Origin of the sequence: Polymorphobacter sp., from assembly GCF_048007885.1 — a bacterium.
Lineage (GTDB): Bacteria > Pseudomonadota > Alphaproteobacteria > Sphingomonadales > Sphingomonadaceae > Sandarakinorhabdus.
In genome coordinates, this window is sequence record NZ_CP180346.1 from 329,011 (window position 1) to 352,949 (window position 23,939).

23 protein-coding genes and 1 other annotated feature are annotated in these 23,939 nt (G+C 66.7%); of the genes, 9 read left to right on the forward strand and 14 right to left on the reverse strand.

From position 1 onward, the window contains the following. Positions 1 to 29: 29 nt before the first annotated feature. Positions 30 to 2,270 carry a DNA topoisomerase IV subunit A gene (parC, locus tag ACMVO5_RS01610; protein ID WP_416908346.1) on the reverse strand — a complete coding sequence of 747 codons (2,241 nt, stop codon included), beginning with the start codon at positions 2,268 to 2,270 and terminating at the stop codon, positions 30 to 32. A gap of 8 nt (positions 2,271 to 2,278) precedes the next feature. Beyond that, complete coding sequence (gene recO, locus ACMVO5_RS01615) at positions 2,279 to 3,025, reverse strand: DNA repair protein RecO (protein ID WP_416908347.1); 747 nt, start codon at positions 3,023 to 3,025, stop codon at positions 2,279 to 2,281. A 110-nt stretch (positions 3,026 to 3,135) separates the two neighbouring features. Here recO and ACMVO5_RS01620 point away from each other — a divergent pair, with 110 nt between their 5' ends. Beyond that, the gene (locus ACMVO5_RS01620) at positions 3,136 to 3,882 is read left to right on the forward strand and encodes a cistern family PEP-CTERM protein (RefSeq protein WP_416908348.1); all 747 of its coding nucleotides are present in this window, start codon (positions 3,136 to 3,138) and stop codon (positions 3,880 to 3,882) included. Here ACMVO5_RS01620 and era read toward each other — a convergent pair. The 3 genes from era to lepB are packed head-to-tail and all read right to left on the reverse strand — an operon-like array spanning position 3,879 to position 6,225. Continuing rightward, positions 3,879 to 4,775: a GTPase Era gene (era, locus tag ACMVO5_RS01625; RefSeq protein ID WP_416908349.1), complete on the reverse strand. Its 897-nt coding sequence runs from the start codon at positions 4,773 to 4,775 to the stop codon at positions 3,879 to 3,881. The genes ACMVO5_RS01620 and era overlap by 4 nt on opposite strands. After that, positions 4,772 to 5,470 (reverse strand): ribonuclease III, encoded by a 699-nt coding sequence (gene rnc, locus ACMVO5_RS01630; RefSeq protein WP_416908350.1) that lies wholly within the window; start codon positions 5,468 to 5,470, stop codon positions 4,772 to 4,774. Before rnc ends, era begins: the two co-directional genes overlap by 4 nt. Beyond that, on the reverse strand, positions 5,467 to 6,225 hold the full coding sequence (lepB, locus tag ACMVO5_RS01635; RefSeq protein ID WP_416908351.1) for a signal peptidase I: 759 nt from the start codon (positions 6,223 to 6,225) through the stop codon (positions 5,467 to 5,469). The genes rnc and lepB overlap by 4 nt, the downstream gene beginning before the upstream one ends. Before the next feature lie 71 nt (positions 6,226 to 6,296). On the opposite strand from lepB, the gene pgi reads away from it, so the two are divergent. Next, positions 6,297 to 7,808, forward strand: coding sequence for a glucose-6-phosphate isomerase (gene pgi, locus ACMVO5_RS01640; RefSeq protein ID WP_416908352.1), 1,512 nt, complete (start codon positions 6,297 to 6,299; stop codon positions 7,806 to 7,808). Here the strand turns inward: pgi and ACMVO5_RS01645 are convergent. Both ACMVO5_RS01645 and ACMVO5_RS01650 read right to left on the reverse strand, forming a co-directional pair. Then, a complete protein-coding gene (locus tag ACMVO5_RS01645) occupies positions 7,801 to 8,649 on the reverse strand; it encodes an arginyltransferase (protein ID WP_416908353.1) in 849 nt (282 codons plus the stop codon). The genes pgi and ACMVO5_RS01645 overlap by 8 nt on opposite strands. A 116-nt stretch (positions 8,650 to 8,765) precedes the next feature. After that, positions 8,766 to 10,004 (reverse strand): threonine ammonia-lyase, encoded by a 1,239-nt coding sequence (locus ACMVO5_RS01650; RefSeq protein WP_416908354.1) that lies wholly within the window; start codon positions 10,002 to 10,004, stop codon positions 8,766 to 8,768. Between the two features lie 45 nt (positions 10,005 to 10,049). Between ACMVO5_RS01650 and ACMVO5_RS01655 the strand changes: the two genes are divergently transcribed. From ACMVO5_RS01655 to ACMVO5_RS01665, 3 genes are read left to right on the forward strand one after another with little or no spacing between them, the layout of a single operon-like run. Next, entirely contained in the window at positions 10,050 to 10,916 is an 867-nt protein-coding gene (locus ACMVO5_RS01655; RefSeq protein WP_416909272.1) for an NAD(P)-dependent oxidoreductase, read from the forward strand. Between the two features lie 20 nt (positions 10,917 to 10,936). Continuing rightward, a complete protein-coding gene (locus ACMVO5_RS01660; protein WP_416909273.1) occupies positions 10,937 to 11,302 on the forward strand; it encodes a RidA family protein in 366 nt (121 codons plus the stop codon). 5 nt (positions 11,303 to 11,307) lie between these two features. Next, the gene (locus ACMVO5_RS01665) at positions 11,308 to 12,942 is read left to right on the forward strand and encodes an amidohydrolase (RefSeq protein WP_416908355.1); all 1,635 of its coding nucleotides are present in this window, start codon (positions 11,308 to 11,310) and stop codon (positions 12,940 to 12,942) included. Here ACMVO5_RS01665 and ACMVO5_RS01670 read toward each other — a convergent pair. Beyond that, complete coding sequence (locus ACMVO5_RS01670) at positions 12,930 to 13,139, reverse strand: hypothetical protein (RefSeq protein WP_416908356.1); 210 nt, start codon at positions 13,137 to 13,139, stop codon at positions 12,930 to 12,932. The two genes, ACMVO5_RS01665 and ACMVO5_RS01670, sit on opposite strands and share 13 nt — an antisense overlap. Positions 13,140 to 13,236: 97 nt before the next feature. Then, positions 13,237 to 13,290, forward strand: a sequence feature (sul1 is cis-regulatory element that is thought to sense ions involved in sulfur or methionine metabolism; They are found in Alphaproteobacteria). A gap of 66 nt (positions 13,291 to 13,356) precedes the next feature. On the opposite strand from ACMVO5_RS01670, the gene ACMVO5_RS01675 reads away from it, so the two are divergent. Beyond that, positions 13,357 to 14,835, forward strand: a complete 1,479-nt coding sequence (locus tag ACMVO5_RS01675) for a SulP family inorganic anion transporter (RefSeq protein ID WP_416908357.1) — start codon at positions 13,357 to 13,359, stop codon at positions 14,833 to 14,835. A gap of 11 nt (positions 14,836 to 14,846) precedes the next feature. Beyond that, positions 14,847 to 15,689, forward strand: a complete 843-nt coding sequence (locus ACMVO5_RS01680) for a universal stress protein (protein ID WP_416908358.1) — start codon at positions 14,847 to 14,849, stop codon at positions 15,687 to 15,689. Positions 15,690 to 15,696: 7 nt separating this feature from the next. On the opposite strand, the gene ACMVO5_RS01685 is transcribed toward ACMVO5_RS01680, so the two are convergent. From ACMVO5_RS01685 to ACMVO5_RS01710, 6 genes are all read right to left on the reverse strand, one after another. Next, positions 15,697 to 17,922, reverse strand: coding sequence for a penicillin acylase family protein (locus ACMVO5_RS01685; protein WP_416908359.1), 2,226 nt, complete (start codon positions 17,920 to 17,922; stop codon positions 15,697 to 15,699). A 68-nt stretch (positions 17,923 to 17,990) separates the two neighbouring features. Next, complete coding sequence (locus ACMVO5_RS01690; RefSeq protein WP_416908360.1) at positions 17,991 to 20,087, reverse strand: protein-disulfide reductase DsbD family protein; 2,097 nt, start codon at positions 20,085 to 20,087, stop codon at positions 17,991 to 17,993. 146 nt (positions 20,088 to 20,233) lie between these two features. Then, entirely contained in the window at positions 20,234 to 20,767 is a 534-nt protein-coding gene (gene rpsI, locus ACMVO5_RS01695) for a 30S ribosomal protein S9 (RefSeq protein ID WP_416908361.1), read from the reverse strand. Then, entirely contained in the window at positions 20,767 to 21,279 is a 513-nt protein-coding gene (gene rplM, locus ACMVO5_RS01700; RefSeq protein ID WP_416908362.1) for a 50S ribosomal protein L13, read from the reverse strand. The genes rpsI and rplM overlap by 1 nt, the downstream gene beginning before the upstream one ends. A gap of 120 nt (positions 21,280 to 21,399) precedes the next feature. Beyond that, complete coding sequence (locus ACMVO5_RS01705; protein WP_416908363.1) at positions 21,400 to 21,777, reverse strand: DUF2237 family protein; 378 nt, start codon at positions 21,775 to 21,777, stop codon at positions 21,400 to 21,402. Further along, positions 21,774 to 22,796: a COX15/CtaA family protein gene (locus tag ACMVO5_RS01710; RefSeq protein ID WP_416908364.1), complete on the reverse strand. Its 1,023-nt coding sequence runs from the start codon at positions 22,794 to 22,796 to the stop codon at positions 21,774 to 21,776. The genes ACMVO5_RS01705 and ACMVO5_RS01710 overlap by 4 nt, the downstream gene beginning before the upstream one ends. Positions 22,797 to 22,903: 107 nt before the next feature. On the opposite strand from ACMVO5_RS01710, the gene ACMVO5_RS01715 reads away from it, so the two are divergent. Both ACMVO5_RS01715 and ACMVO5_RS01720 read left to right on the forward strand, forming a co-directional pair. Next, on the forward strand, positions 22,904 to 23,269 hold the full coding sequence (locus tag ACMVO5_RS01715; protein ID WP_416908365.1) for a MerC domain-containing protein: 366 nt from the start codon (positions 22,904 to 22,906) through the stop codon (positions 23,267 to 23,269). A gap of 64 nt (positions 23,270 to 23,333) precedes the next feature. Further along, positions 23,334 to 23,855: a Fur family transcriptional regulator gene (locus ACMVO5_RS01720; protein WP_416908366.1), complete on the forward strand. Its 522-nt coding sequence runs from the start codon at positions 23,334 to 23,336 to the stop codon at positions 23,853 to 23,855. Positions 23,856 to 23,939: the final 84 nt, after the last annotated feature.

The following is a 23,939-nucleotide window of genomic DNA, read 5'->3' on the forward strand; positions in this document are numbered from 1 at the left end:
TGGCGATAGGCTGTGGTTGTCGCGGGGGGTCAGGCGAACCTGTTGTTGCGGGGGAAGCCATTGGGCGGCAGGCGCCCGGCCGAGGCGCGCGCGGCCTTCCAGAAGCCGAGATCGGCTTCGGTACGGGTGCGGGCCGAAGCGCCTCCCATCGGCCAGCTGAGTCCATCGGCCATGACGAAGCTGCGGGCATCCGAGAGGCCGCCATCCTTGTATTTCTGCAGGGTGACGCCGCGTCCGCGCGCCATGTGCGGCAGGTCTTCAAGCGGGAAGACGAGCAGCTTGCGGTTATCACCGATGGTGGCGACCATGTCGTCGGTCTCGGCGATGGGGTGGACGATCTTCAATGTTTCGCCTTCGCGCGGGGTCATGACCTGGCGGCCCTTGCGCGTTTCGGCCAGCACGTCATCGGCGGCGACCCGGAAGCCGCGGCCATCGGAGCTGGCGAGCAGCAGGCTGGCGCCGGGGCGGTGCGGTGTGAGCGCGACAATCTCGCTGGCTTCCGCCATGTCGATCATCAGGCGCAGCGGCTCGCCAAAGCCGCGACCGCCGGGCAGCTTTTCGGGCGAGAGCGTGTAGAAGCGACCATCGGAGGCGGCGACCATCAGCTTGTCGGTGGTATGGGCATGAAAGGCGAAGGCCGGGCCGTCGCCCTCCTTGTATTTGACTGCGTCTGTGCTGGTGAGGTCGATATGGCCCTTCATCGCGCGAACCCAGCCCTTCTGGCTGGCGATGATTGTCAGCGGCTCGCGCTCGATCATCGCTTCAAGCGGCACGTGGCGGACATCGGGCGCATCGGCCAGCGTGGTGCGGCGGCGGCCGAGCTCTGTGTCGGGGCCATAGGTTTCACGCAGGGCTTCGAGACTTGCGGCGAGCCGTTTCGTCTGCTCGGCGGGCGAGGCGAGGAGCTGGCGCAACTCCTTGGCTTCCTCCGTCAACGCTTTGTTTTCGCGCGTGATCTCGATTTCGTCGAGTTTGCGCAAGGAGCGCAGCCGCATGTTGAGAATGGCGTCGGCCTGAACGACGGTGAGATCGAAGGCGGTGATGAGTTCGGCCTTGGCATCATCGGCTTCGCGGATGATGCGGATGACTTCGTCGAGGTTGAGATAGGCCTTGATCAGGCCGCCGAGGATCTCCAGGCGCGCCTCGATCTTGCCGAGCCGGAAGCGGGCGCGGTTGATCAGCACTTCGCGCTGATGCGCCAGCCATTTGCCGAGCACTTCGGCGAGGCTTAGGACGCCGGGGCGGCCGGCATCGAGGACATTCATGTTGAGCGGTATGCGGACTTCGAGATCGGTGAGCTTGAACAGGCTCTCCATCAAGAGCTCGGGGTCGACGTTGCGCGAGCGTGGCTCGATGGTGATGCGCAGATTCTCGTCGGACTGGTCATCGAGATCGGCGACGAGCGGCAGCTTCTTGTCATTCAGCAGCGTGGCCAGCGTCTCGATCAACTTGCCCTTGACGACCTGATAGGGGATTTCGGTGATCTCGATGTGCCAGAGGCCATTCTTGGCTTCGACCTTGTGCCAGCGGGCGCGCAGGCGGAATGCGCCGCGCCCCGTGGCATAGGCCTCCGCGATGCTGGCGCGCGGCTCGATGAGGATGCCGCCGGTGGGGAAATCCGGGCCCTGGATATGATCGAGCAGCCGTTCGGACGGCAGGTCGGGCTGGGCAAGAAGGGCGAGGGCGGCGGAGAGGACTTCGGCGACATTGTGCGGCGGGATGGAGGTGGCCATGCCCACCGCGATGCCCGAGGCGCCATTGGCGAGCAGATTGGGGAAGGCGCCGGGAAAGACTTCGGGTTCTTCCTCTTCGCCATTGTAGGTGGTGCGGAAGGGCACGCAGTCTTCATCGAGGCCGTCCATCAGCGTGGTGGCGGCGGCCGTAAGGCGCGCTTCGGTGTAGCGCATGGCAGCGGCATTATCACCGTCGATATTGCCGAAGTTGCCTTGGCCTTCGATCAGCGGGTAGCGCAGCGCGAAATCCTGGCTGAGGCGGACGAGCGCGTCGTAAATCGATTGGTCCCCGTGCGGGTGATATTTGCCCATGACATCGCCGACGACGCGGGCGGACTTCTTGTAGGCCGCACCCGGATCGAGGCGGAGCAGACGCATGCCCCAGAGGATGCGGCGGTGGACGGGCTTGAGGCCGTCTCGCAGATCGGGGAGCGAGCGGGCGGTGATCGTGCTCAGCGCATAGACGAGATAGCGGCTTTCGAGCGCTTCGGTGAACTGGGTGTCAAGAATGGTGTCGGTCGGTTGGGTGGTGGCCATGGCTTGGATTAGCCGGGCGGGCCGGGTTCGTCCATCGCTGTAAGCCGGGTGACGAGACGGTCGCGGGCGGCGAACAGCCGGGCGGCGGCGCCGGTCAGGATATCGCGGGCGAGGAAGTGGCGGGTGAGGGTGAGGGCATCACGCGCGTCGGCGAGCTGGGCTGGGGCTTCGGCGATGAGGAAGGCGGGCAGCGGTAGCAGGCGGGCGGCATAGGGCAAGCCGGCGGCGCGGCTGACGGCCTGGCTCGATTTTGGCGAGACATAGGCGAGGTCTGTGGTGGCGCCGGTGGCAGCGCAGCTGGAAAGGTCGGGCGCGAAGCCAAGCTCGGCCAGCAGCAGCAGCTCGTAACGGGCGAGCGTGGCGGCGATGCGGGCGGCATCAGCGTCAGCGGCGAGGAGTGCGGTGAGCGCATCAAGGGCTGCGTAGAGCATCGGGTGTGGTGCAGCTTCGGGCAGGGCGGCGGCGGTCAGTGCGGTTGACCATTCGAGGACAGCAAACGCGAAGCCCGAGGTGATGAGGGCGGCGCGCGGTTCGATGAGTTCGGCGGTGGCGCGGGCCAGCTGGCTGTCGAGTCGGCCATGGAGATGCAGCTGCAGGATGTTTCCGGGCTGGAGCAGCGGCCGCAGCCGGCGTGAGCGGCCGCCGTTGATGTAGCCGGCGACGAGGCCATGTGCGGGGGTGAGGGCGCGCAGGATGGCGCCGGTTTCGCCGTGTGTGAGCACGGTGCAGGCAAGGGCCGGGGTGGTGAGATCCATGGGCTTTCATAGCGCACGCGCCGCCGCTGCGCGCGAAATTTGCATTGACTTACGATGAATGATTAATTACCAAATAATTTATCGTAATCAGGCCGTGAAGGAATTTGCAAATGTACACTGCCAAAATGTTTACGAGTGGTTTTGCGTTCCTCGTGGCAGGCTTGGTGGCTGCGGCTCCTGCATCGGCGGTGATCGTGCCCAGCACGCCGGCGGTGTTCGATTCGGTAGGGGACACCTTCTCGATCAATTTTTCGCAGGGGTATCTTGGCACCGAAGGGGCTGCGGTAGCACTGCCCGGCCTGACGTCGACCGCCGTGTTTCGCCTGAGCGCCTTGAGCGGTGGGGATGGTGTCTCGAACTTCACCGGCTGGACGTTCAACATTGACGACATGAAGAATACGTCGAGCGGCATTGTCACCGGCTCGCGGCTTTCGGTTTTCGGGTTCGACGTGGACCCGAACAGAAACGGTACCAGCGCGACGGGCGTCTTCAGCAATGTTGGGTCCGGCCAGATTTCGAACAGCACGAATGTCGAGGTCTGCTTCAAGTCTGGCGGCGGCGGTACCGGTTGCGCTGGCGGCGGCCATGGCGGCTTGTCGATCGGCGAGTCGATTGCTGTCGTCAATCTGGTTCCCAATACCTTCACCCTGACCTTCGGGTCCGCCCAGAGCCAGATCACGCTCGACAAGTTCGTCGTCCGCTATCAGGCGATTGCCACGTCGACAGGGATCACGGATGGGTCCGGGATTGGCACCGCAGCGGTGCCGGAGCCGGCGAGCTGGGCGATGCTGATTGCGGGCGTCGGGCTGGTCGGCGGCGTGATGCGGCGTCGGCGTCAGACGGTGGCGCTGGCCTAATCGACCCAGTCGAGACCGGTATCGCGGTAGGTTTCGCGGTCGTCCGCCCATCCTTCCTTCACCTTGACGTGGAGGAAGAGATGGACCGGGCGGCCGAGAAGCTCGGCGATGTTCGCGCGGGCGCGGGCGCCGATCTCCTTGATGCGGCTGCCGCCCTTGCCGAGGATGATGGCGCGCTGGCTCTCGCGCTCGATCAATATCTGCTGGTTGATGGCGACCGAGCCGTCGCGCCGCTCCTCCCATTTTTCGGTTTCGACCGCACTTGCATAGGGCAGCTCGGCGTGGAGCTGGTTGTAGATCTGCTCGCGGGTCAGCTCGGCGGCCATGATGCGGGTGGTGGTGTCGGACAGCTGATCCTCGGGGAAGTGCCAGGCGCTTTCGGGCATGCGGCTGGCGAGTGCTGCCTTGAACTCGGGGATGCCGTCTTCGGTCTGGGCTGAAATGAAGAAGGTGTCGGTGAAGGGGCAGAGCGTGTTGGCCTCTTGCGCCAGCTCGAGCAGCTTGGGCTTGGCGGTGATGTCGACCTTGTTGAGGATGAGGAGCTTGGGCTCGGGACGGTCCTTGAGGGCGTCAAGGATGGCGCGGGGCTCGTCCTTGAGGCCGGATTTCGCATCAATGACCATGGCGATGAGATCGGCATCGGGCACGCTGTCCCATGCGGCCTTGACCATGGCGCGGTCGAGCCGACGACGGGTGGTGGTGAAGATGCCGGGCGTGTCGATGAGCAGCAGCTGGGCGGTGCCTTCCGTGGCGATGCCGATGAGGCGGGTGCGGGTGGTTTGCACCTTGGCCGAGACGATGGCGACCTTCTGGCCAACGAGCGCATTGACGAGGGTGGATTTGCCGGCATTGGGCGCGCCGACGATGGCGATGGAGCCGCAGCGTGTCGTCATTGGGGCAGGCTTTCGAGAAGGAGGAGGGCAGCGGCCTTTTCGGCTTCCTGCTTGTTGGGACCGCTGGCCTGGACGGGCGGCTCGCCGCGGACACGCGCTTCGATGGTGAAGACGGGGGCGTGATCGGGGCCGTCGCGGTGAAGCACGATATAGCTGGGGGTGCCGCGCCGACGCTTCAGCGCCCATTCCTGCAGGCGGGACTTGGGATCGACCAGGGATTTTCGGCCGCTGGCTTCAAGCCGGCCCCACTCAGCGAGGACGAAGGCATTGGCTTTGTCCCAGCCGGCATCGAGGAAGAGGGCGGCGACCAGCGCTTCGGCGATATCGCCAAGGACATTGTCGGTCGCGGCCAGGCCCTTCATGCGGGCCGAGGGCTCGAGGATGACATAGGGCTCGACGCCGAGATGGCGGGCGACTTCGGCGTTGGCCGGGCCTTCGACGAGCGCGTGCAGCCGAGCCGTCAGCTTGCCCTCGGCTTCATCATGGGCGGCGAACAGCTTGGCGGCGATGGCGCAGCCCAGCACCCGGTCACCGAGAAACTCGAGACGCTGATAGCTGGCGTTGCCGCGCGCGGCGCTGCTGTGGGTGAGTGCGCGGCGCAGCAGGGCGGGATTTTCGAACCGGTGACCGAGCCGGGCTTCGGCCCAGGCGCGGCGGCCGTCCTCTGATTGCGGGTCGGGCACGGCGTTGGTCATGGGTGTGTGCCGGCGCGGGGGCTGGTGCGGCCGTAGAGGATATGATCGACCCGGCCGACCACGAGGTCGAGCGGGACAAAGCCGATGCCGCCTTCAGCGATGCTGTAGCGGCTGTCGGTAGAGGCATCGCGGTTGTCGCCGAGCAGGAAGACATGGCCAGGCGGCACGGTGAGTGGGCCGAAATCGGCGCGTGTGGGGACCGGCTTTTGGTCGGCTTTTGCCGTCTGGATGGGGAAGCTGCGGCCTGAGGGCAGAGTTTCGCGCAGGACAAGGTGATTATCGGTGGTATCGGTAACCGTGCGAGGGAGCGGCTGGCCGTTGAGGATGGGACGGCCGCCGCGCATGGCGATCTGGTCGCCGCCGCGTGCGATGACCCGCTTGACGAGGTCGGTCTGGCCGTCGCGCGGGGTCTTGAAGACGATGACGTCGCCGCGCTCGGGCATTTTGGGGGCGAGCCGCCCGGCGAGCAGGGTGGGGCTGAGCGGCAGATTGTGCCGGCTCAGGCCATAGGGCCATTTGGCCACGAAGATGGTGTCACCGGGTTGCAGGCCGGGCTGCATGGACTGGCTGGGCAGGCGATAAGGCTCAAAGACGAAGCCGCGCAGCGCCAGCGCGGCGATCATGGCGACCAGCAGCAGGCGCGCGGCGCGGCCCAGGCGGGCGCGCAGCCGTTCGGTCTTTTCCTCATGGGCCTGACGCGTGGCGGCGATGCTGTCCATGCGCTTGGCGGTGACGCAAGGCGGCGGTGCGGTCAAGTCTGGTCAAGTGACGACTTTGTTGCAACGGACCTTGGCGGCGGCGGGGCTTTGGGCCATGGAAGGCCTTGATGGCGGACGAGATTGAAGCGATCGAAGCGCGGCTTCTGGGCCATGCGCGGCGCGAGCGAGGGCTGATTGTTCAGCGCTTTGCCGATGATCCGACGCGGCTCGACCGGTTGCGGCTGAAGCTGTGCGGGATCAGGTTTGATTTTTCCCGGCTCGATCTGGATAACGAGGCGCTTGGTGGGCTGGCGGCTCTGGCTGACGCCGTGGATTTGCGCGGGGCTCAGGCGCGGCTGGCGGCGGGCGCGACCCTGAATGTCAGCGAGGGGCGGGCCGCGACGCACATGGCCGAGCGCGGTGTGGGCGACCCGGCGCTGGTGGCGGCGGCGACGGCGCGTGACGCTGGGATGCTGGCGCTGGCCGAGAAGGTGCGGGCGCGCGGCATCGGGCATGTGCTACAGATCGGCATCGGCGGCTCGGCGCTGGGGCCTTCCTTGCTGATCGATGCGCTGGGTCGGGACAGCGACGGGCCGTCGGTGGAAATTGTCTCAAATGTCGATGGCGAGGCGCTGCACCGGGCCTGCGCCCGCTGCGATCCGGCGCAGACGTTGCTGGTCATTGCCTCCAAGACCTTTACCACCGCCGAGACAATGACCAATGCCGCGAGCGCGCTGGACTGGTTTGCGGCGGCCGGCGTGACGCCCTGGAAGGTGGCGGTGACGGCCGCGCCCGAGGTCGCGCGGGCCTGGGGGGCGGACGATGTGCTCGCCTTTCCCGAAAGTGTTGGCGGGCGCTATTCGCTCTGGTCGGCGGTCGGGCTGGCCTTTGTCCTGCGCTGCGGGGCGGACGCCTGGGCCGCGCTCAAGGCCGGGGCGGCCGAGATGGACCGGCATTTCATGGCGGCGCCCTGGCTGGGCAACGCGCCCGTGCTGGCGGCGATGGCTGACCTTTGGGCGCATCGCTTTCTGGGCCAGACGGTGCGCGGGGTGTTTGCCTATGACGAGCGGCTGCGGCTTTTGCCGAGCTATCTTCAGCAGCTCGAAATGGAGAGCAATGGCAAGCGGGTGACGCATGACGGGCAGCTGGTGGAGGGCGCCACCGCGCCGGTGACATGGGGGGCGACGGGCACTGATGCGCAGCATGCGGTGTTTCAGCTGCTGCACCAGGGCACGGTGGTCGGCCCGGTCGAGCTGGTGGCGGCGCGCGAGGCGGCGCATGGGCTGGCACCGGGGCATCACCGGCAGCTGCTGGCCAATTGTCTGGCGCAAGGCGCTGCGCTGCTGAGCGGGCGCGGGCATGAGCTGCCGGCGCGGACCTTCCCGGGCAATCGGCCGTCTTCGACCATCCTGCTCGACCAGCTTGATGCGCGGACGCTGGGCGCGCTTCTCGCCTTTTACGAGCAGCGGACCTTTGCCGCGGCGATGATGATGCGGATCAACCCCTTTGACCAATGGGGCGTGGAATTGGGCAAGGCGCTGGCCCGCGATGTGCTGGCGGGCAGTTTGAGTGGGCTTGACCCCTCGACGGCGGCACTGTTTGCCGAAGCGCTGCCGGAGGCGGGCGCGCAGCCTATTTGAGCAAGCGGTGGGTGGCGCGCTTGGCGGCTGTGCTGGCCGAAAGCGACGACTTGACGGCGGGATTGACTGGTGACGACTTGCCGGCCTTGTGTTCGGCAAAGGGCTTCCACTGGCCGCCGATGAGGATCTCAGCCGGCTTGTAGCGGGTCTTGTACGACATGCGGTCGCAATCCTCGATCCAGTAGCCGAGATAGACATTGGGCAGGCCGGCGCCGCCTGCGCGCTGGATATGGTCGAGGATGATGTAGCTGCCCAAGCCGTCGCGCGCCGGTGTGCCGTCTTCGCGGATGCCGGTTTCGTAGAAGCTGTAGATCATCGACAGGCCGTCGGACTGCTTGTCGGTGAGGCAGGCGCCGACGAGGCGGCCCGGGCGGCCATCGACCGAGGGCTCGCGATATTCGACGATGACGGTATCGACCGGCGATTGTTCGACCATGTCGGCATAATCATGCCCGTCCATGCTGGCCATGCCGCCATCGGGGTGCCGGGCGGCGAGATAGCGGCGCAGCAGCGACCATTGCTCATCGGTGGCCCAAGGCTCACAGGCGTGAACCTCGAGATCAGCATGGCGGCGGATGAGCTTGCGCTGGCTCGGGCTGGGCTTGAACTGCAGCGCCTGCACGCGTAGCGAAATGCAGGCCTGGCAGAAATCGCAGCTCGGCCGGTAGACGACATTCTGGCTGCGGCGGAAGCCGATCCGGCCCAGCGCCTCGTTCATGTCGGTCGCGTCGGCGCCCTTCAACTCGGCAAAGACCTTGCGCTCGGTGCGGCCCGGCAGATAGGGGCACGGCGACGGCGCCGTGACGAAGAAGCGGGGAAACCGGAAGGCCTGATCAGTCACGCACCTGCCCTCCCTCTCCAGAGCGGTTGGAACTTTGCTACAGTAATGCGACTGGCGCGCATGTGGCCATAGCAAAAATTAGCGTTAATGATATTATAAGGGTCGTTTTGGTGCGATCAGTCGAGTTCGACCGGACGGACTTCATAGCCGGCGGCGCGAATGGCCTCGATCAGACGGTCGAGATGCTCGCGGTCGCGGGTTTCGCATTCGATATCGGTGATCAGGCCCTTGGCGGGCAGCGAGGTGAAGATTCGCTGGTGATAGACTTCGAGGATGTTGGCCTGCTGCTGATCGAAGATCCGGGCGATTTCGAACAGCTGGCCGGGGCGATCCTTGAGGCGGATGCGCAGACGGGCGAGGCGGCCGCCGCGGGCAAGCTCGCGCAGCAGCACATTGGCGAGGAGCCGCGTGTCGATGTTGCCGCCGCACAGCACAAGGCCGACGCGCTTGCCGCGGAACCGGCTGGGATGGGCCAGCAGGGCCGCAAGGCCAGCGGCGCCCGCGCCTTCGACGACGGTTTTCTCGATGGTGAGGAGCAGCGAGACAGCATGTTCGAGATCGCGTTCGGCAACCAGCACAATGTCATCAACCAGTGCCTGCACCACTTGCCGGGTGAGTTGGCCCGGCGTCTTGACGGCGATGCCCTCTGCCAGCGTGTCGCCGTCGCAGGGCGCGGGGCTGCCGGCGATGAAAGCGTGCATGGACGGGTAGAGCTGGGCCTGCACGCCGATGATCTCGATGTCGGGATTGCGGGCCTTGGCGATAGTGGCGATGCCCGAGATCAGCCCGCCGCCGCCGATGGGGACGACCAGGCAATCAAGGTCGGGCACGGCATCGAGCATTTCGAGGCCGACGGTGCCCTGGCCGGCCATGACCAGCGGATCATCAAAGGGGTGGACGAACACAAGGCCGCGCTTGGCGGCGAGCGCATGGGCGTGTTCGGTCGCTTCCTCGAACTTCTCGCCGTGGAGCACGATGGTGGCCCCGTGGCTCTCGGTCTGCTGGACCTTGATGATGGGGGTGAAGCGCGGCATCACGATCGTGGCGGGGATGCCGAGGCGGCGGGCATTATAGGCCAGCCCCTGGGCGTGGTTGCCGGCCGAGGCGGCGATGACGCCGCGCGCGCGCTCATCAGCGGTCAGGCTGAGCAGCTTGTTGAGGGCGCCGCGTTCCTTGTAGGCCGCAGTGAACTGGAGATTTTCGAACTTGAGCCAGACCTCGGCCCCGGTGATCTGGGACAGGGTGGTTGATTTGAGGCAGGGGGTCTTGACGATGTTTTCGCCAATGGCTGCCGCAGCCGCCTCGACATCGGCGGCGCTGATTGGCAGGGGTTGGGCGACAGGGTTGGTAAGCATCAGGGGCTGTTAGCGCAGGGGTGCGAGGCTGGAAAGGGTTGGATGATGGCGAAATGCGCGTTTCTGGGGCTTGGCGTGATGGGCGGACCGATGGCGCGGCACCTGCTGGCGGCTGGCCATGAGGTGACCGTGTGGAACCGCACCAGGGCCAGGGCCGAGGCGTTTGTGGCGGCACACGGCGGGCAGCTGGCGGCGGGTGCGGGCGAGGCGGCGGCGGGGGCCGATGTCGTGCTGGCCTGTGTGGGCGCAGATGCTGATGTGCTGGCTGTGACGTTGGGCGACGGCGGTGCCTTTGGTGCGATGCGGCCCGGCGCGCTGTTTGTGGACCATACCACAGCATCGGCCGAGGTGGCGCGGCGGCTGGACGGCGAGGCGGCGGCGCGTGGGCTGTTGTGGCTCGATGCGCCGGTTTCCGGTGGGCAGGCAGGGGCGGAGGCCGGCACGCTATCGGTGATGTGCGGGGGGAGTGCGGCAGCCTTTGCGGCGGCTGCGCCGGTGATGGCGGCTTATGGGCGCACCATCGGGCATATCGGCCCGGCCGGCAGCGGGCAGCTGGCCAAGATGGTGAACCAGATTGCCATTGCCGGCGTGGTGCAGGGGCTGGCCGAGGCGCTGGCCTTTGGCCGGGCGGCCGGGCTCGACATGGCGCGGGTGCTGTCGGTGGTGGGCGGCGGTGCGGCGGCGAGCTGGCAGATGGCCAACCGGGCCGAGACGATGCTGGCCGGACGGTTCGATTTCGGCTTTGCCGTGGACTGGATGCGCAAGGACCTTGGCATGGTGCTGGCCGAAGCGGCGCGGATGGGGCTTGAGCTGCCCGTAACAACGATGGTGGACGGCTTTTATGCCGAGGTGCAGGATATGAGCGGTGGCCGCGATGACACCTCGTCGCTGATCCGCCGATTTGGGGAGTGAGGCGTGTGCAGGTGATCGAGATGCAGCCGGACCCGCTGGGGGACTATGCGATTTCGCCCGGCTGGGTCGTGGGCGACCTGTTGTTCCTGTCCGGTCAGGCGGCGATCGACGAGACGGGCTCGATTGTGGGCGCAGACGACTTCGATGCGCAGCTGGCAGCGACCTTTGCCAATATCGACCGGGTGCTGGCGGCGGGCGGCAGTGACCGCAGCCGCATTGTGAAGGTGACGATCTATCTGACCGACATGGCCAATTTTTCGAAGATCGTGGAGGCGCGGCGGCGCTATTTCAGCAAGCCCTGGCCGGCGGACACGACGCTGGAGGTGAAGGCGCTGGCGCTTCCGGAGCTGATGGTGGAAATTGATGTGATTGCGGTGAAGGGATGACGGTGATGCGCGCGTTGGTGGCAGCAGCAGTGCTTTGGGCGGGGGCGGCCGGCGCGCAGACGGCCTATGTCAACGCTAATGGCTATACGCTGGATGATGATGGCGCGCTGCGGCGGTTTTCGACGCTGGTCGTGGGTGATGACGGGCGGGTGATGGCGACGCTGGCGGACGGCGTGGCGGTGTCTGCCCAGCGGACGGTGGACGTTGGCGGGCGCACCTTGCTGCCGGGGCTGATCGATGCCCATGGCCATGTGATGAGCCTGGGCGAGCTGGCGCTGCGGGTTGATCTCAATGGCACGGCTTCGCTGGAAGAGGCGCAGGCGCGGCTGCGCGGCTATGAAAGCAGCGGGGCCTGGGTGTTGGGCGGGGGCTGGAACCAGGAGCGCTGGGGGCTGGGGCGATTCCCCACGGCGACTGAGCTTGATGCGGCCATTCCCGACCGGCCGGCCTATCTGTCGCGTGTCGATGGCCATGCTGCATGGGTGAACAGCCGGGCGCTGGCGCTGGCTGGCATTACCCGCGACACGCCGGACCCGGACGGCGGGCGCATCGAGCGTGATGCGGCTGGCAATGCGACCGGTGTGCTGGTGGATGCCGCGATGCGGCTGGTGCGCGAGAAGATTCCGGCGCCGAGCGCGGCTGAGCAGGATGCGGCGCTTAGCAAGGCGCTGGCGATCATGGCATCGGTGGGCATGACCGGGGTGCATGATGCCGGAACGACGCCCGAGACCTGGGCGCGCTATCAGCGTTTTGCCCGGGAAGGGCGGCTGAGCGCGCGTATCTATGTGATGGCGCGCGGCACCGAGGCGCTGGCCGCGATGGCGCCGGACGGGCCGATTGACTGGGATGCGCGTGGCTTGCTGGCGATGCGGGCGATGAAGCTGCAGGCCGATGGCGCGCTGGGCAGCCGCGGCGCGTGGATGCGCGAGGATTATTCGGACAAGCCGGGCGAGCGGGGCCTGGTGTTTTATGAAGAGCCGCTGCTGCGCCGGATGATCGTCGAGTCATCGGCCAAGGGCTTTCAGGTGAATGTCCATGCCATTGGCGATGCGGCCAACCGGGCAGTTCTGGACGCCTATGCCGATGTGCCGGCAGCGGTGCGCGCGGCGCTGCGGCCGCGCAACGAGCATGCGCAGATCGTGAATGTGGCAGACCTGCCGCGCTTTGCCGAGCTGGGGGTGATTGCCTCGGTGCAGCCGACGCACGCGACCAGCGACAAAGGCATGGCGGAAGCGCGGGTGGGGGAACTGCGGCTGGAGGGCGGCTATGCCTGGGCAAAGCTGATCGGCTCGGGCGCGCGGCTGGCGGGCGGGTCGGACTTTCCGGTGGAGCCGCCCAATCCGTTTTTCGGGCTGCATGCGGCGGTGACGCGGATGGACCGCAACGGCGCGCCGCCTGAAGGCTGGCGGGCGCGGGAAAAGCTGACCATGCTGCAGGCCTTTGATGCCTTTACTCGGGGTGCTGCCTATGCCGGCCATGCGGAAGGTGTGGTGGGCTCGCTGACGCCGGGGAAATGGGCGGATTTCATCATCGTGGACCGCGACCCCTTTGCGACGCCGGCAGGTGGTCTGTGGCGCACGGGCGTGGAGGCGACCTATCTGGCCGGCAGCCGCGTTTTCGTGAAGGATCAGCGGCCGTAGATGGTCTTGCTGGCGCGGCGCGCCAGCACGATGCCGATGATGAAGGTGACGACGGCGCCGATACCGAGCGGGGCAAGCTTGTCCGGCTCTATGATGGCCCAGGCGGCGAGGCAGCCTGACAGGGTGAAGCCGGTCATCGAGCCGAGGCGGGCGATGAGCGTCTGCCGGTCGGCTTCGCGAGTGGTCTGGTTGCGCATGATTGGCGGTTAGACGATTTGCCGGGCCGGGGAAAGAGTGCGACGCGCGGTCGCGGACTAGGCAAATTTGCCGCATTGGCCTAAGGGCATGCTTCTCGTCGGACCCGGCTTGCCCGGGTGGCTCGGCCGGGCGCCTATCCCCCGGATCATGTTCACAGCCCTTTGCGGACCGTTTTCGAGCGGCCCAGAGCTGGTTTGCGTAGTTGAGGCGGATGATATGGAGCGTTTGCAGCGCATCCGGAACGAGTGGTTCGGCAATCTTCGCGGCGATGTGCTGGCTGGCCTTGTGGTGGCGCTCGCGCTGATCCCTGAGGCGATTGGCTTTTCGATCATCGCGGGCGTTGATCCGAAAGTGGGGCTTTATGCGTCATTTTCGATCGCGGTGATCATTGCGCTGGTGGGCGGGCGGCCGGGGATGATTTCGGCGGCGACGGCGGCGGTGGCGGTGCTGGTGGTGCCGCTGGTGCGCGAGCATGGGCTGCCCTATCTGTTTGCGGCCACGGTGCTGATGGGGGTGATCCAGTTTCTGGCCGGCTTTGTGCGGGTTGATCTGCTGATGCGCTTTGTTTCGCGCTCGGTGGTTACCGGCTTTGTCAACGCGCTGGCGGTGCTGATCTTCATGGCGCAGCTGCCGCAGCTGACCGATGTGACGCCGGTCACCTATGCGATGGTGCTGGGCGGGCTGGCGATCATCTATCTGTTTCCGCGGCTGACGAAGGCTGTGCCGTCGCCGTTGGTGGCGATTGTCGTGTTGACGGCGCTGGCGATTTATTTCGGGGTGGATGTGAACCGGGTGGGCGACATGGGCGACCTTCCGGATGCGCTGCCATTCTTTGCGCTGCCCGATGTCCCGCTGACCTTGGAAACCTTGCAGATTATCTTGCCCTATTCGCTGACCATGGCGGCGGTAGGGCTGCTGGAGAGTTTGCTGACGGCTCAGATTGTCGATGATCTCACTGATACCGGATCGAACAAAGCGCGCGAGGTTAAGGGGCAGGGGATTGCCAACTTCTTCACCGGCTTTCTGGGCGGCATGGGCGGCTGCGCGATGATCGGCCAGTCGGTCATCAATGTGAAGTCGGGCGGCGAGGGGCGCTTGTCGGCGCTGGTGGCGGGCAGCGCGCTATTGTTCATGATCGTCGTGCTGGGGGATCTGGTCGGGCAGATTCCGATGCCCGCACTTGTGGCGGTGATGATCATGGTTTCGATCGGCACCTTTTCCTGGACATCGATCAGGAATCTGCGTGTGCATCCGTGGCAGAGCAGCCTTGTGATGCTGGCGACCGTGACCGTGGTGGTGGCGACGCACAATCTGGCCGAGGGGGTTCTGGTGGGGGTGCTTTTGTCGGGCATCTTCTTTGCCGCCAAGGTGAGCCGGTTGTTTTCGGTCAGCCCGAGCCTGTCAGCGGATGGCAATGTGCGCACCTATCTGGTGTCGGGCGAGGTTTTCTTTGCTTCAGCCGATCAATTTGCGGCGTCCTTCGACTTTCGCGAGGTGGTCGACCGGGTGGTGATCGATGTTTCGGGGGCGCATTTCTGGGACATTTCGGCGGTCGCGATGCTCGACAAGGTGGTGTTGAAGTTCCGCCGTGAAGGCACCGAGGTGCAACTCAGGGGCATGAATGAGGCGAGCGCCACGCTCGTTGACCGCTTTGGGCAGCATGACAAGGGCGCCGAACTTTCGGCCGCGCATTGAGGAGCGAGGGGATGCAGCGGATTTTGGCAGCGATCGACACGTCGCTCTATGCGGATTCGGTGGTCGACCATGCCGCCTGGGTGGCTGGGCGGACGGGCGGCGGGGTGGAACTCTTGCATGTGATCCAGCGCACCGATGCGGTGCCGGGGCGGGGCGACATGTCGGGCGCGCTCGGGCTGGGGGCCAAGAGCGGGCTGATGGAGGAGCTGGTCGCGCTGGCCGAGGCGCAGGGCCGGCTGGCGCGCGAGCAGGGCAAGGCGCTGCTGGCGGCGGCGGTGGCGCGGCTGGCGGCGGCCGGGGTGAGGGATGTGGCATCGGTGCACCGGCACGGTGGGGTGATCGAAACGCTGATCGAGCGTGAGGCGGAGAATGATCTGGTGATCATCGGGAAGCGCGGCGAGCAGGCGGATTTTGCGCGCGGGCATATCGGCAGCTTTGTCGAGCGCATGGTGCGCGAGAGCATCAGGCCGGTACTGGTTGCGGCACGCAGATTTGTGGTGCCGGCGACGGTGGTGATCGCGTTCGATGGCGGGCCGAGCGCGAGAAAGGCGGTGAGCTTTCTGGCCGGGAGCCAGTTGATCGATGGGCTGGCGGTGCATCTGGTGACGGTAGGCAAGGTGAGCGCCAGCTTGCGCGGCGAGATCGAATGGGCGCAGGGGCTGTTGCCGGCAGCACAGCTGCATGCGCTTTCCGGTGCGCCCGATGAGGCCATTGAGAATGTGGTCAAGTCGACCGGGGCCGAGTTGCTGGTGATGGGGGCTTATGGCCATTCGCCACTGCGCACCTTCATCGTTGGCTCGACGACGACGGCGCTGATGCGCGCCTGCCCGGTGTCGGTGCTGCTGTTCCGCTGAGCGCTGGCTATTCGCTGAGTTTCAGCGTCTCGCCCACCCGCGCGGCTTCGATTTCGGCTGGGGTGAAGGGCAGGCGGTTCCATTGCTTGGCGGCATATTGGCGGGTCTGGTCAGCATACCAGGGCGAGGTGGGGTCGGTGGACTGGCTGTAGCTGAGCACGGCATCGGCGATGGGGCCGGTGTCGGAGAAGGTGACGACCTGGACATAGCTGCTGCCATGGACGGGGGTGAGGCCGAAGGGGGCAGGCTGGCTGCGCTGGACGTTGAGCACGCCGTGGATGCCGTCAGCACCATGGACGGGGATGAGCTCATCGCCGCGTGGGGCCTTTTGCACATCGCCCCAGCGGGCATCGAGCGCGAGTTTGGCCTTGGCGGCTTCGGCCATGGCTTCTGCGATGATCGCCTTCAGCTTTGCACCGGTCTCGCCCTCGGTGTTGAGTGTGTTGGGGGTGTTGACGGGGTCACTGAGGCTGAACGGTGTTTTCCAGAGGCCGGGCAGGGTCTGGGCCTTCGACCAGATCAGGTGGAAGAGATAGGCGCCGCGGCTGTCATTGTCGAAGCGCTGGTCCCAGCCCCCCAGCGCCGTGGCGGCGGCTGTCGTGGCGGGGTCGCTCTCTGCCAGTGCGATGAGGGGGGCGAGGGCGAGTTCAGCGGCCAGTGACTTGTTGGCAAACGCCATGGTCTTGGCGGTTTCGGGGGTCATTTTGGCGGCGGCGAGGTTGCGTTCGATTTCGAGCAGGCCCGAGCGGGTGCGCAGCGAGCGGGCGGTTTCTGCGCTGCCGAGGATGGGGGAGAGCGGGGTGGCCGGGGCCTTGGGGGTGGTCAGCCAATAGCTGTCATTGCTGTTGGCGACCCAGTCACGCCGTTCGAACACGGCCTGGTCGGTGGCGGGCATCAGGCCGGGGGCGGGGGTTCCGGGGGCTTCCGTCCAGTCACAGGCGGATGTGCTGCCGTCGAGCAGGATGAAGCGGGCGGCGACGCGGTCGCTGAGCGGGGTCTTGCAGGCGGCGATTTTTTCGGCCGGGACATTGGGGACAGCGGTGACATCGGCGAGCAGGGCATTGCCGGCGCGGTCGGCGGCGATGGTGTTGACCCAGGGGATGCCAAGCGTGGTCTCGACGGCGCGGCGGATGTCGGCGGTGCTGCGCGCGGTGGCGATGCCGAGCCATGTGGTGAGGCCGCGCTGGTTTTGGCGGTTGGCCTCCTTGAGGGCGTAGGCGGTGGTGTTCGACCATGTCAGCCCGGCCGCAGGCGCGACGATGAGCGGGCCGAAGCGGCTGGTGTAGAGGGTGCGTGTGATGGGCGTGAAGCCGGCAGGGACGGGGACGGTGATGGTGCGCGTCTGCATGTCCTCGGGCTTGCCGTCGACCAGATAGGTGGTGGGGCCAGCGAGCTTGAGGGCATGGACGGTGAAGTGGCGGGCGGCGGTGACGGTGTGGGTCCAGGCGACATCCTTGTTGAAGCCCAAGGTGGGGAAGGGCGAGCCGGCGATGCCGACGCCCATGACGTCGAGCTGGCCGGGGATAGTGGTGTGCATCTGCCAGAAGCGGGCCGGGCCGAACCAGGGGAAATGCGGATTGCCGACGACAAGGCCGCGGCCATTGGCGGTGCTGTCAGCGCCGAAGGCCCAGCCGTTGGAGCCGATGCCGAGCTCGCGGGGCACATCGATGGCGGCGCGCTCCGCGCCCGGCGCGGCGTTGGCGATGGCGGGCGCGAAGGCGAGGCTGCCGGCCAGCAGCATCTGCTTTTCATTGAGGCGGAGCAGGTCATCGACGGTGATGGGGCGGACCCAGGGCTTGTCGCGGCAGGCTTGCGGAACGGCGTCGGGGCCGAGATCGCGCAGATAGCGGTTGTAGCCGGCGGCGAAGCCCTGAAACAGCGCCTGCTCGGCCGGCGGGGCGGATTGCCAGCCCTTTTTCAGGGCGGCGATGTCGATGGCGCTGCGGAAGAAGACATCGGAGGAGACATTGTCGACGCTCTGGAAGCCGAGGACGGCGCTGTTTGCGGGGCCGAAATGCAGGCTGCGCTCGCCGGCGACGGTGGTGAACTCTTCGGCCAGCAGGCAGAGATTGTCCTGGGCATAGGCATAGGCGACGCCGTAGCCGATGCCCGCATGGTCAGGTGCCGTTATGTGCGGGATGCCGTGAGCGGTGCGGGTGATCTCGGCGGTGAAGGTCTGTGCGCTCGCGGCCGTTGTGGCGAGCAACAGCGTGATGATCGCGGCGGTGCGCATGGTGAGACCCCAAGGTTGTTGTGGCCTTGGGGTAGTCGTGCGCCGCGCCAATGGCAATCTCTGGCGGTCTACACCGCGAGGTTGGTGAGATCGGATTCGGTGAGGATTTGCGGCAGCTCGGTCTCGGAGCCGTCGGGCGCATAATAGGCATAGACGGGGATGCCGGCGCGGCCATGTTCGGCCAGCCAGGCGGAGATGGCGGGATTGGGGCGGGTCCAGTCGCCTTCAAGGACGGTGATGCCCTTGGATTTGAAGCTTTCGGCGACGACGCTGCTGGAGAGCGCGCCCTTTTCATTGACCTTGCAGGTGATGCACCAGTCAGCGGTCATGTAGAGGAACACCGGCTGGCCGGCGCTGCGCAGCTCGGCGAGGCGCTCTGGCGTATAGGGCTGGGCGTCGAGCGTGCTGGCAACTTCGGTGGCGGCCGCAGTTGCGCTGGGCGCGCCGGCGGGGATGAAGGCGACGGCGGCAATGGTGGCGGCGATGGCGGCCGTGGTGGGCAGCCAGGTGGCGCTGGCGCTGTGCTGGCGGCTGCCCAGCCACCAGAGGAACAGGCCGAGCACCACGGCGCCGAGCAGGCCGATGGTCATGCCGTCGACGCCGGCCTGACGGCCGAGCACCCAGGCGAGCGCAAGGGCGGTGAGGAACATCGGCACCGACAGGATGGCGCGGAGCCGGCTCATCCAGGCGCCGGGCTTGGGCAGGCGGCGGCGCAGCGCGGGGACGAAGCCGATGAGAAGGAAGGGCAGCGCAAGGCCGAAGCCGAGACCGGCGAAGACGAGCAGACCGGCGAGCGGCGGCAGGACGAGGGCGGCGCCCAGCGCGCCTGCCATGAACGGGCCGGTGCAGGGCGTGGCGATGAAGGCGGCGAGCGCGCCGGTGGCAAAGCTGCCGAGCGCATCATTGCGCGCCGTGACCGACTGGCCGAGGCCGCCGGTGGTCAGGTTGATTTCGAACAGGCCGGCGAGATTGAGCGCGATGGCCGTGACCAGCAGCAGCAGGAAGGCGATGACGCGCGGATCCTGAAGCTGGAAGGCCCAGCCAACTTCGGAGCCGGCGGCGCGAAGTGCGAGGACGAGGCCGCCCAGTGCCGTAGTGATGAGGATGACGCCTGCGGTATAGGCCAGCGCATCGGCGCGGGCCTTGGGCGCTTCGACATTGCCCTTGGCGAGGCTGAGCGCCTTGAGGCTGAGGATGGGGAAGACGCAGGGCATGACATTGAGGATGAGACCGCCGAGGATGGACAGGCCGAGGATGGGCAGCAGCCCGCCCCAGCCGGCGCTTTCGCTGCCGCTGCCGCTGTCAGTGCCGGTGGCGGCGGCGAGCGGGGCGCCGGCGGCGGGGACGGCGCCCTTTGTGGCGGAAAAGCTGAAGCCGATCGGCTCGGGATCGGAGGCGCGGTCGATACGGAGCAGGCCGGAGAGGCCGGCGCTTGCGTCGGCGTCGGGCCAGGCGGTGGTTTCGATGCGCAGCTCGTCGCCGGCGATGGTGACGGTCTGGGGGGCGGCATAATCGATGATGCCATCCTGATCGACGAAGAAATGCGCGGCCTTGACGTCGGACGGGGTGGCGAAGGGGACGGCGAGGACGAGACGCTCGTTTTCAATTGTGTAGCGGACATTCCATTCAACCGCCTTGGGCAAGGCGGCGCGTGCGGCGTCCATGATCGGCGTGGCGGCGGGGTCGGGCGCGCCGTCGCCGATGGCGAGATCGAGGCCGAGCGTGGCGAATTCGGGGACGCACTGGGTGTCCGAGCAGACCAGCCAGTCGATCTTGAGGCTGAGCGGGAAGGGCGTGCCCGGCGCAAGACCCGCGGGCGGCGTGACCGTGACCAGCAGGCTGTTCGGGTGTGAATAGACATGGTTCATAAGGCCCGAGACGAGCAGCGTTTCGGGCACGGGATAGAGCGGCTCGGCCGAGGCCTCGCTGCCGTCTGGCAGGGACCATTCGAGCCGGGTGGGGGCGCCGGCATCGCCGGGGTTGGACCAGTAATTGTGCCAGCCATCCTTCGGCGAGAGCGTGATGGCCAGCGTGAAGGGCTGGCCCGGCGCAGGGGCCGTCGTTTCCGGCGTGATGCGGATGGCGGTGTGATCAAGGTCTGCCGACGACTGGGCGAAGGCAGGCTGTGCGATCAGCAGAAGAAGGGCGAGGAGGGCGCGAATCATCGGCGCCTTATGCCGAAGTGGTGCTGCGAACGGAAGGGCGGCGCATGTCGCGGATGGGATAGAAGTTCTTTCAGCGCGCGGCTGAAACGAAACGGGGCGCCGCTGCGAACTTGCAGGGCGCCCCGTGGCAGGCGTTGGTTGTGGGTTTAGCGCTTCGAGAACTGGAAGCTGCGGCGGGCCTTGGCCTTGCCGTACTTCTTGCGCTCGACGACGCGGCTGTCGCGCGTGAGGAAGCCGGCATTCTTGACGGTGGTGCGCAGAGCCGGCTCGTAGCGGGTGAGCGCCACCGAAATGCCGTGCTTGACCGCACCCGCCTGGCCCGAAAGGCCACCGCCGACGACGGTGGCCATGACGTCATATTGGTCACGACGCTCGGCGATGTCGAAGGGCTGGTTGATGATGAGGCGCAGCGTCGGACGGGCGAAATAGACCGTCTGGTCCTTGCCGTTGACGATGATCTTGCCGGTGCCGGGCTTGATCCAGACGCGGGCGACGGCATTCTTGCGCTTGCCGGTGGCATAGGCGCGGCCCTGAGCGTCAAGCTCCTGCTCGCGTAGCGGGGCGGCAGCGTTGTTGCCGGCGGGCGCGCCGCCTTCGGCCTGGATGCTGCCGAGATCGGCGAGCGACTGACGGGTGTCGGCGGTCGCTTCGGCGGCGTTGGTTTCGATGCTGTCGCTCATTATTCGGCGCCCTTGTCGGTGAGGGTGGTGTTCTTGCGGTTCATGGCGGCGATGTCGAGAAGCTCGGGGTTCTGCGCTTCGTGCGGATGATCGGTGCCGCCAAAGACACGCAGGTTGCGCATCTGCTGACGACCGAGCGGGCCGCGCGGGACCATGCGCTCGACAGCCTTGATCAGCACACGCTCGGGGAACTTGCCTTCAAGCACCTTGGCGGGCGAGATTTCCTTGATGCCGCCGGGGTGGCCGGTGTGGCGGTAATAGCGCTTGTCCTGCAGCTTGTTGCCGGTGAAGCGGACCTTGCCGGCGTTGATGACGATGACATTGTCACCGCAATCGACATGCGGGGTGAAGCTGGCCTTGTGCTTGCCGCGCAGGCGGTTGGCGATGATCGAGGCGAGGCGACCGACGACGAGGCCCTCGGCATCGATGAGCAGCCACTTCTTTTCGACTTCGGCGGGCTTGGCGGGCGCCGTTGTGCGCGTGAGCGCGCGGGTGGGGGAGGGTCTCGACATGATGATCTATCCGGCTGAAATGACACACGCCGGGCGGAAGGCCCAGCGCGGATGGCGGGCCTATGCGCTTTTGGCCGGATTGCGTCAAGGAAATCCGGGGTTTTCGGGTGTGGTAAAATATTACCCTATAATTTGTGGGTCGATGCCATGGGCTTGCAGATGGCCAAGCGCGGTGATTTCAAGGGTTTTTTCGTGGGTGGCTTCGAGGATGACATCGGGGGCAAAGCCGGCACGGCGGGCTTCCTCCCAGCGCGCGGCGCAGAGGCACCAGCGGTCGCCGGGCTTGAGGCCGGGGAAACCGAACTCGGGGCGCGGCGTGGAGAGGTCATTGCCCGACGCCTTGCTGAAGGTGAGAAACTCGGCGGTGAGCACGGCGCAGACGGTGTGCAGGCCGTGGTCCTCGGCGTTGGTGTTGCAACAGCCGTCGCGGTGCCAGCCGGTGAGCGGGTCTGTGCTGCAGAGCTGGAGCGTTGTTCCAAGCACATTCGAGGCGGTCACACGCGCCTCCGGCTGCTATGGGCGGCCCAGACGGTGGAGGCGACGAGCAGGGCTGCCATGCCCTGATGGGCGACGCCGAGCGGCAGGGCGACGCCGCTGAGCACTGTGGCAACGCCGAGCACGAACTGCGCGCTGACGGCAGCGGCCAGCGCGGCGGTCTGCGGGCGGGCGCCGCGCTGCCAGATGTGGGCCGCCACCAGCAGGGTGGCCAGCGCAACGGCGATGGCGAGGCTGCGGTGCAGGAAATGGACGGTGAAGGGGTCAGCGGTGAGGCCAGCAAGCGCGAGGCTGAGACCGTCGGGGACGAGTTGGCCGGCCATCAGCGGCCAGGTGTTGCTGGCATGACCGGCGCGCAGGCCGGCGGTGAAGGCGCCCCAGACGATCTGCACGGTGAGCAGGGCGGCCAGCGGCAGCACCCAGCGGGCTGGCGGCGCCTTGGACTTGCCGGCGGTGAGATCGAGCGCGGTCCAGAGCAGGCCGGCGATGATAGTGAGCGCTGTGGTGAGATGGACGGCGAGGCGGGTATGGGCAACCTCGGTGCGGCCGACGAGGCCGGAGGAGACCATCCACCAGCCGATGGTGCCTTGCAGCGCGCCGAGCGCCAGCAGGGCCAGCAGCCGGGGCTTGTAGCCGGCCGGGATGCGGCCCTTGAGCCAGAACCAGGCGAGCGGCAGGGCAAAGGCGAGACCGATGAGGCGGCCAAGCAGCCGGTGAACATATTCCCAGAAGAAGATGCCCTTGAACTCGTCAAGGCTCATGCCGCGGTTCATCAGCTGATATTGCGAGCTTTGCTGATAGGCGGCGAATTCGGCCTGCCATGCAGCGTCGGTCAGCGGCGGCAGCGTGCCGGACACGACATCCCAGCGCACGATGCTGAGGCCTGATTCGGTGAGCCTGGTGATGCCGCCGACCACGACCATGGCGAAGACCAGCGCCGCGACTCCGAACAGCCAGCCAGCAACAGCGCGCGGGGCGGCGCGCGGCGCGGCAATCGGGAGGGCGGGGGCGAGTGTGGCCATGGCGGGCCTATTGCCGCAAAGGCGGAGAGCAGGCAACTTTGCGCGCGGTCGCAGGGCCATGCGTAAACTGTTGCGCTGCCAGATGATACAATGTAACGCCTGCGGCAATGAAGACAATTCGGCCCCATCTGCTCGACCGCGCGGCTATTTTGCTGTCAGGGCTGTGCCTTGTTCACTGTCTCGCTGGCGCGCTTCTGGTGGCCAGTCTCACGTTGGTAGGCGGCTGGATGAGCCATGAGGTGCACAGCATCGGCCTCATGCTGGCGCTGCCGCTGGCGGTGGTGGCGCTGTGGCGCGGGGTGCAGGCGCACGGCCGCTGGGGCGTTGTTGCGGTTGGTGTGGTCGGAATTGCGTTGATGTCGGCCTCGTTGTTTCCGGACCATGGTGATGCGCTGGAGATCTGGTTGTCGGTGACGGGCGTTCTGGTGCTGGCGGCGGCGCATTTCTGGAACATGCGCGCAGCAAGGCGCTGACCGACTGCGGGGTTTTGCCCGGCTTGTTCTTGCGTTCGCCGGCGCAAGGTCCGATATAGATTTGATGGCGCTTGGCGTTTCAGAGGTGGGCGATCTGCCCGGCGGGGCTCACCCGCATCGTCACCGCAACCGTTCGGGCGCGGCGCTGGGCGAAGCGGCGCGTGCGGCGATGGAAGAGGCGGGCGAACAATGGACGCCGATGCGCGCCGCCGTGTTTCAGGCGTTGGCGGGGTTCGAGCGGCCGGCGAGCGCCTATGATGTAACCGACGCCGTGAGCACTGCGCAGAAGCGGCGGGTGGCGGCGAACAGCGTTTACCGGATCCTTGATCTGTTCGTGGCGCGCAATGTCGCCATGCGGGTGGAGAGCGCCAACGCGTACATCGTCAATGCGCATCCCGATTGCGTGCATGATTGTGTGTTCCTCGTTTGCGACGGCTGCGGGCGGGCGGTTCATATCGATGATGACAGCCTTGGCCTCAGGCTTCGTGCCCAGGCCGAGGAGCGGGGGTTTGTGCCGGCCAAGTCGGTGATCGAGATGCGGGGGCGTTGCCGGACCTGCGCGGTTGAAGGTGGCCATGCGGCGTGATGGCCTGCGCGTGAGACTTGCCGTGACAGCCTTGGCGGATGGCGCTAGCAGGGCGCGTTACGAATCGATGACGACCAATGGAAA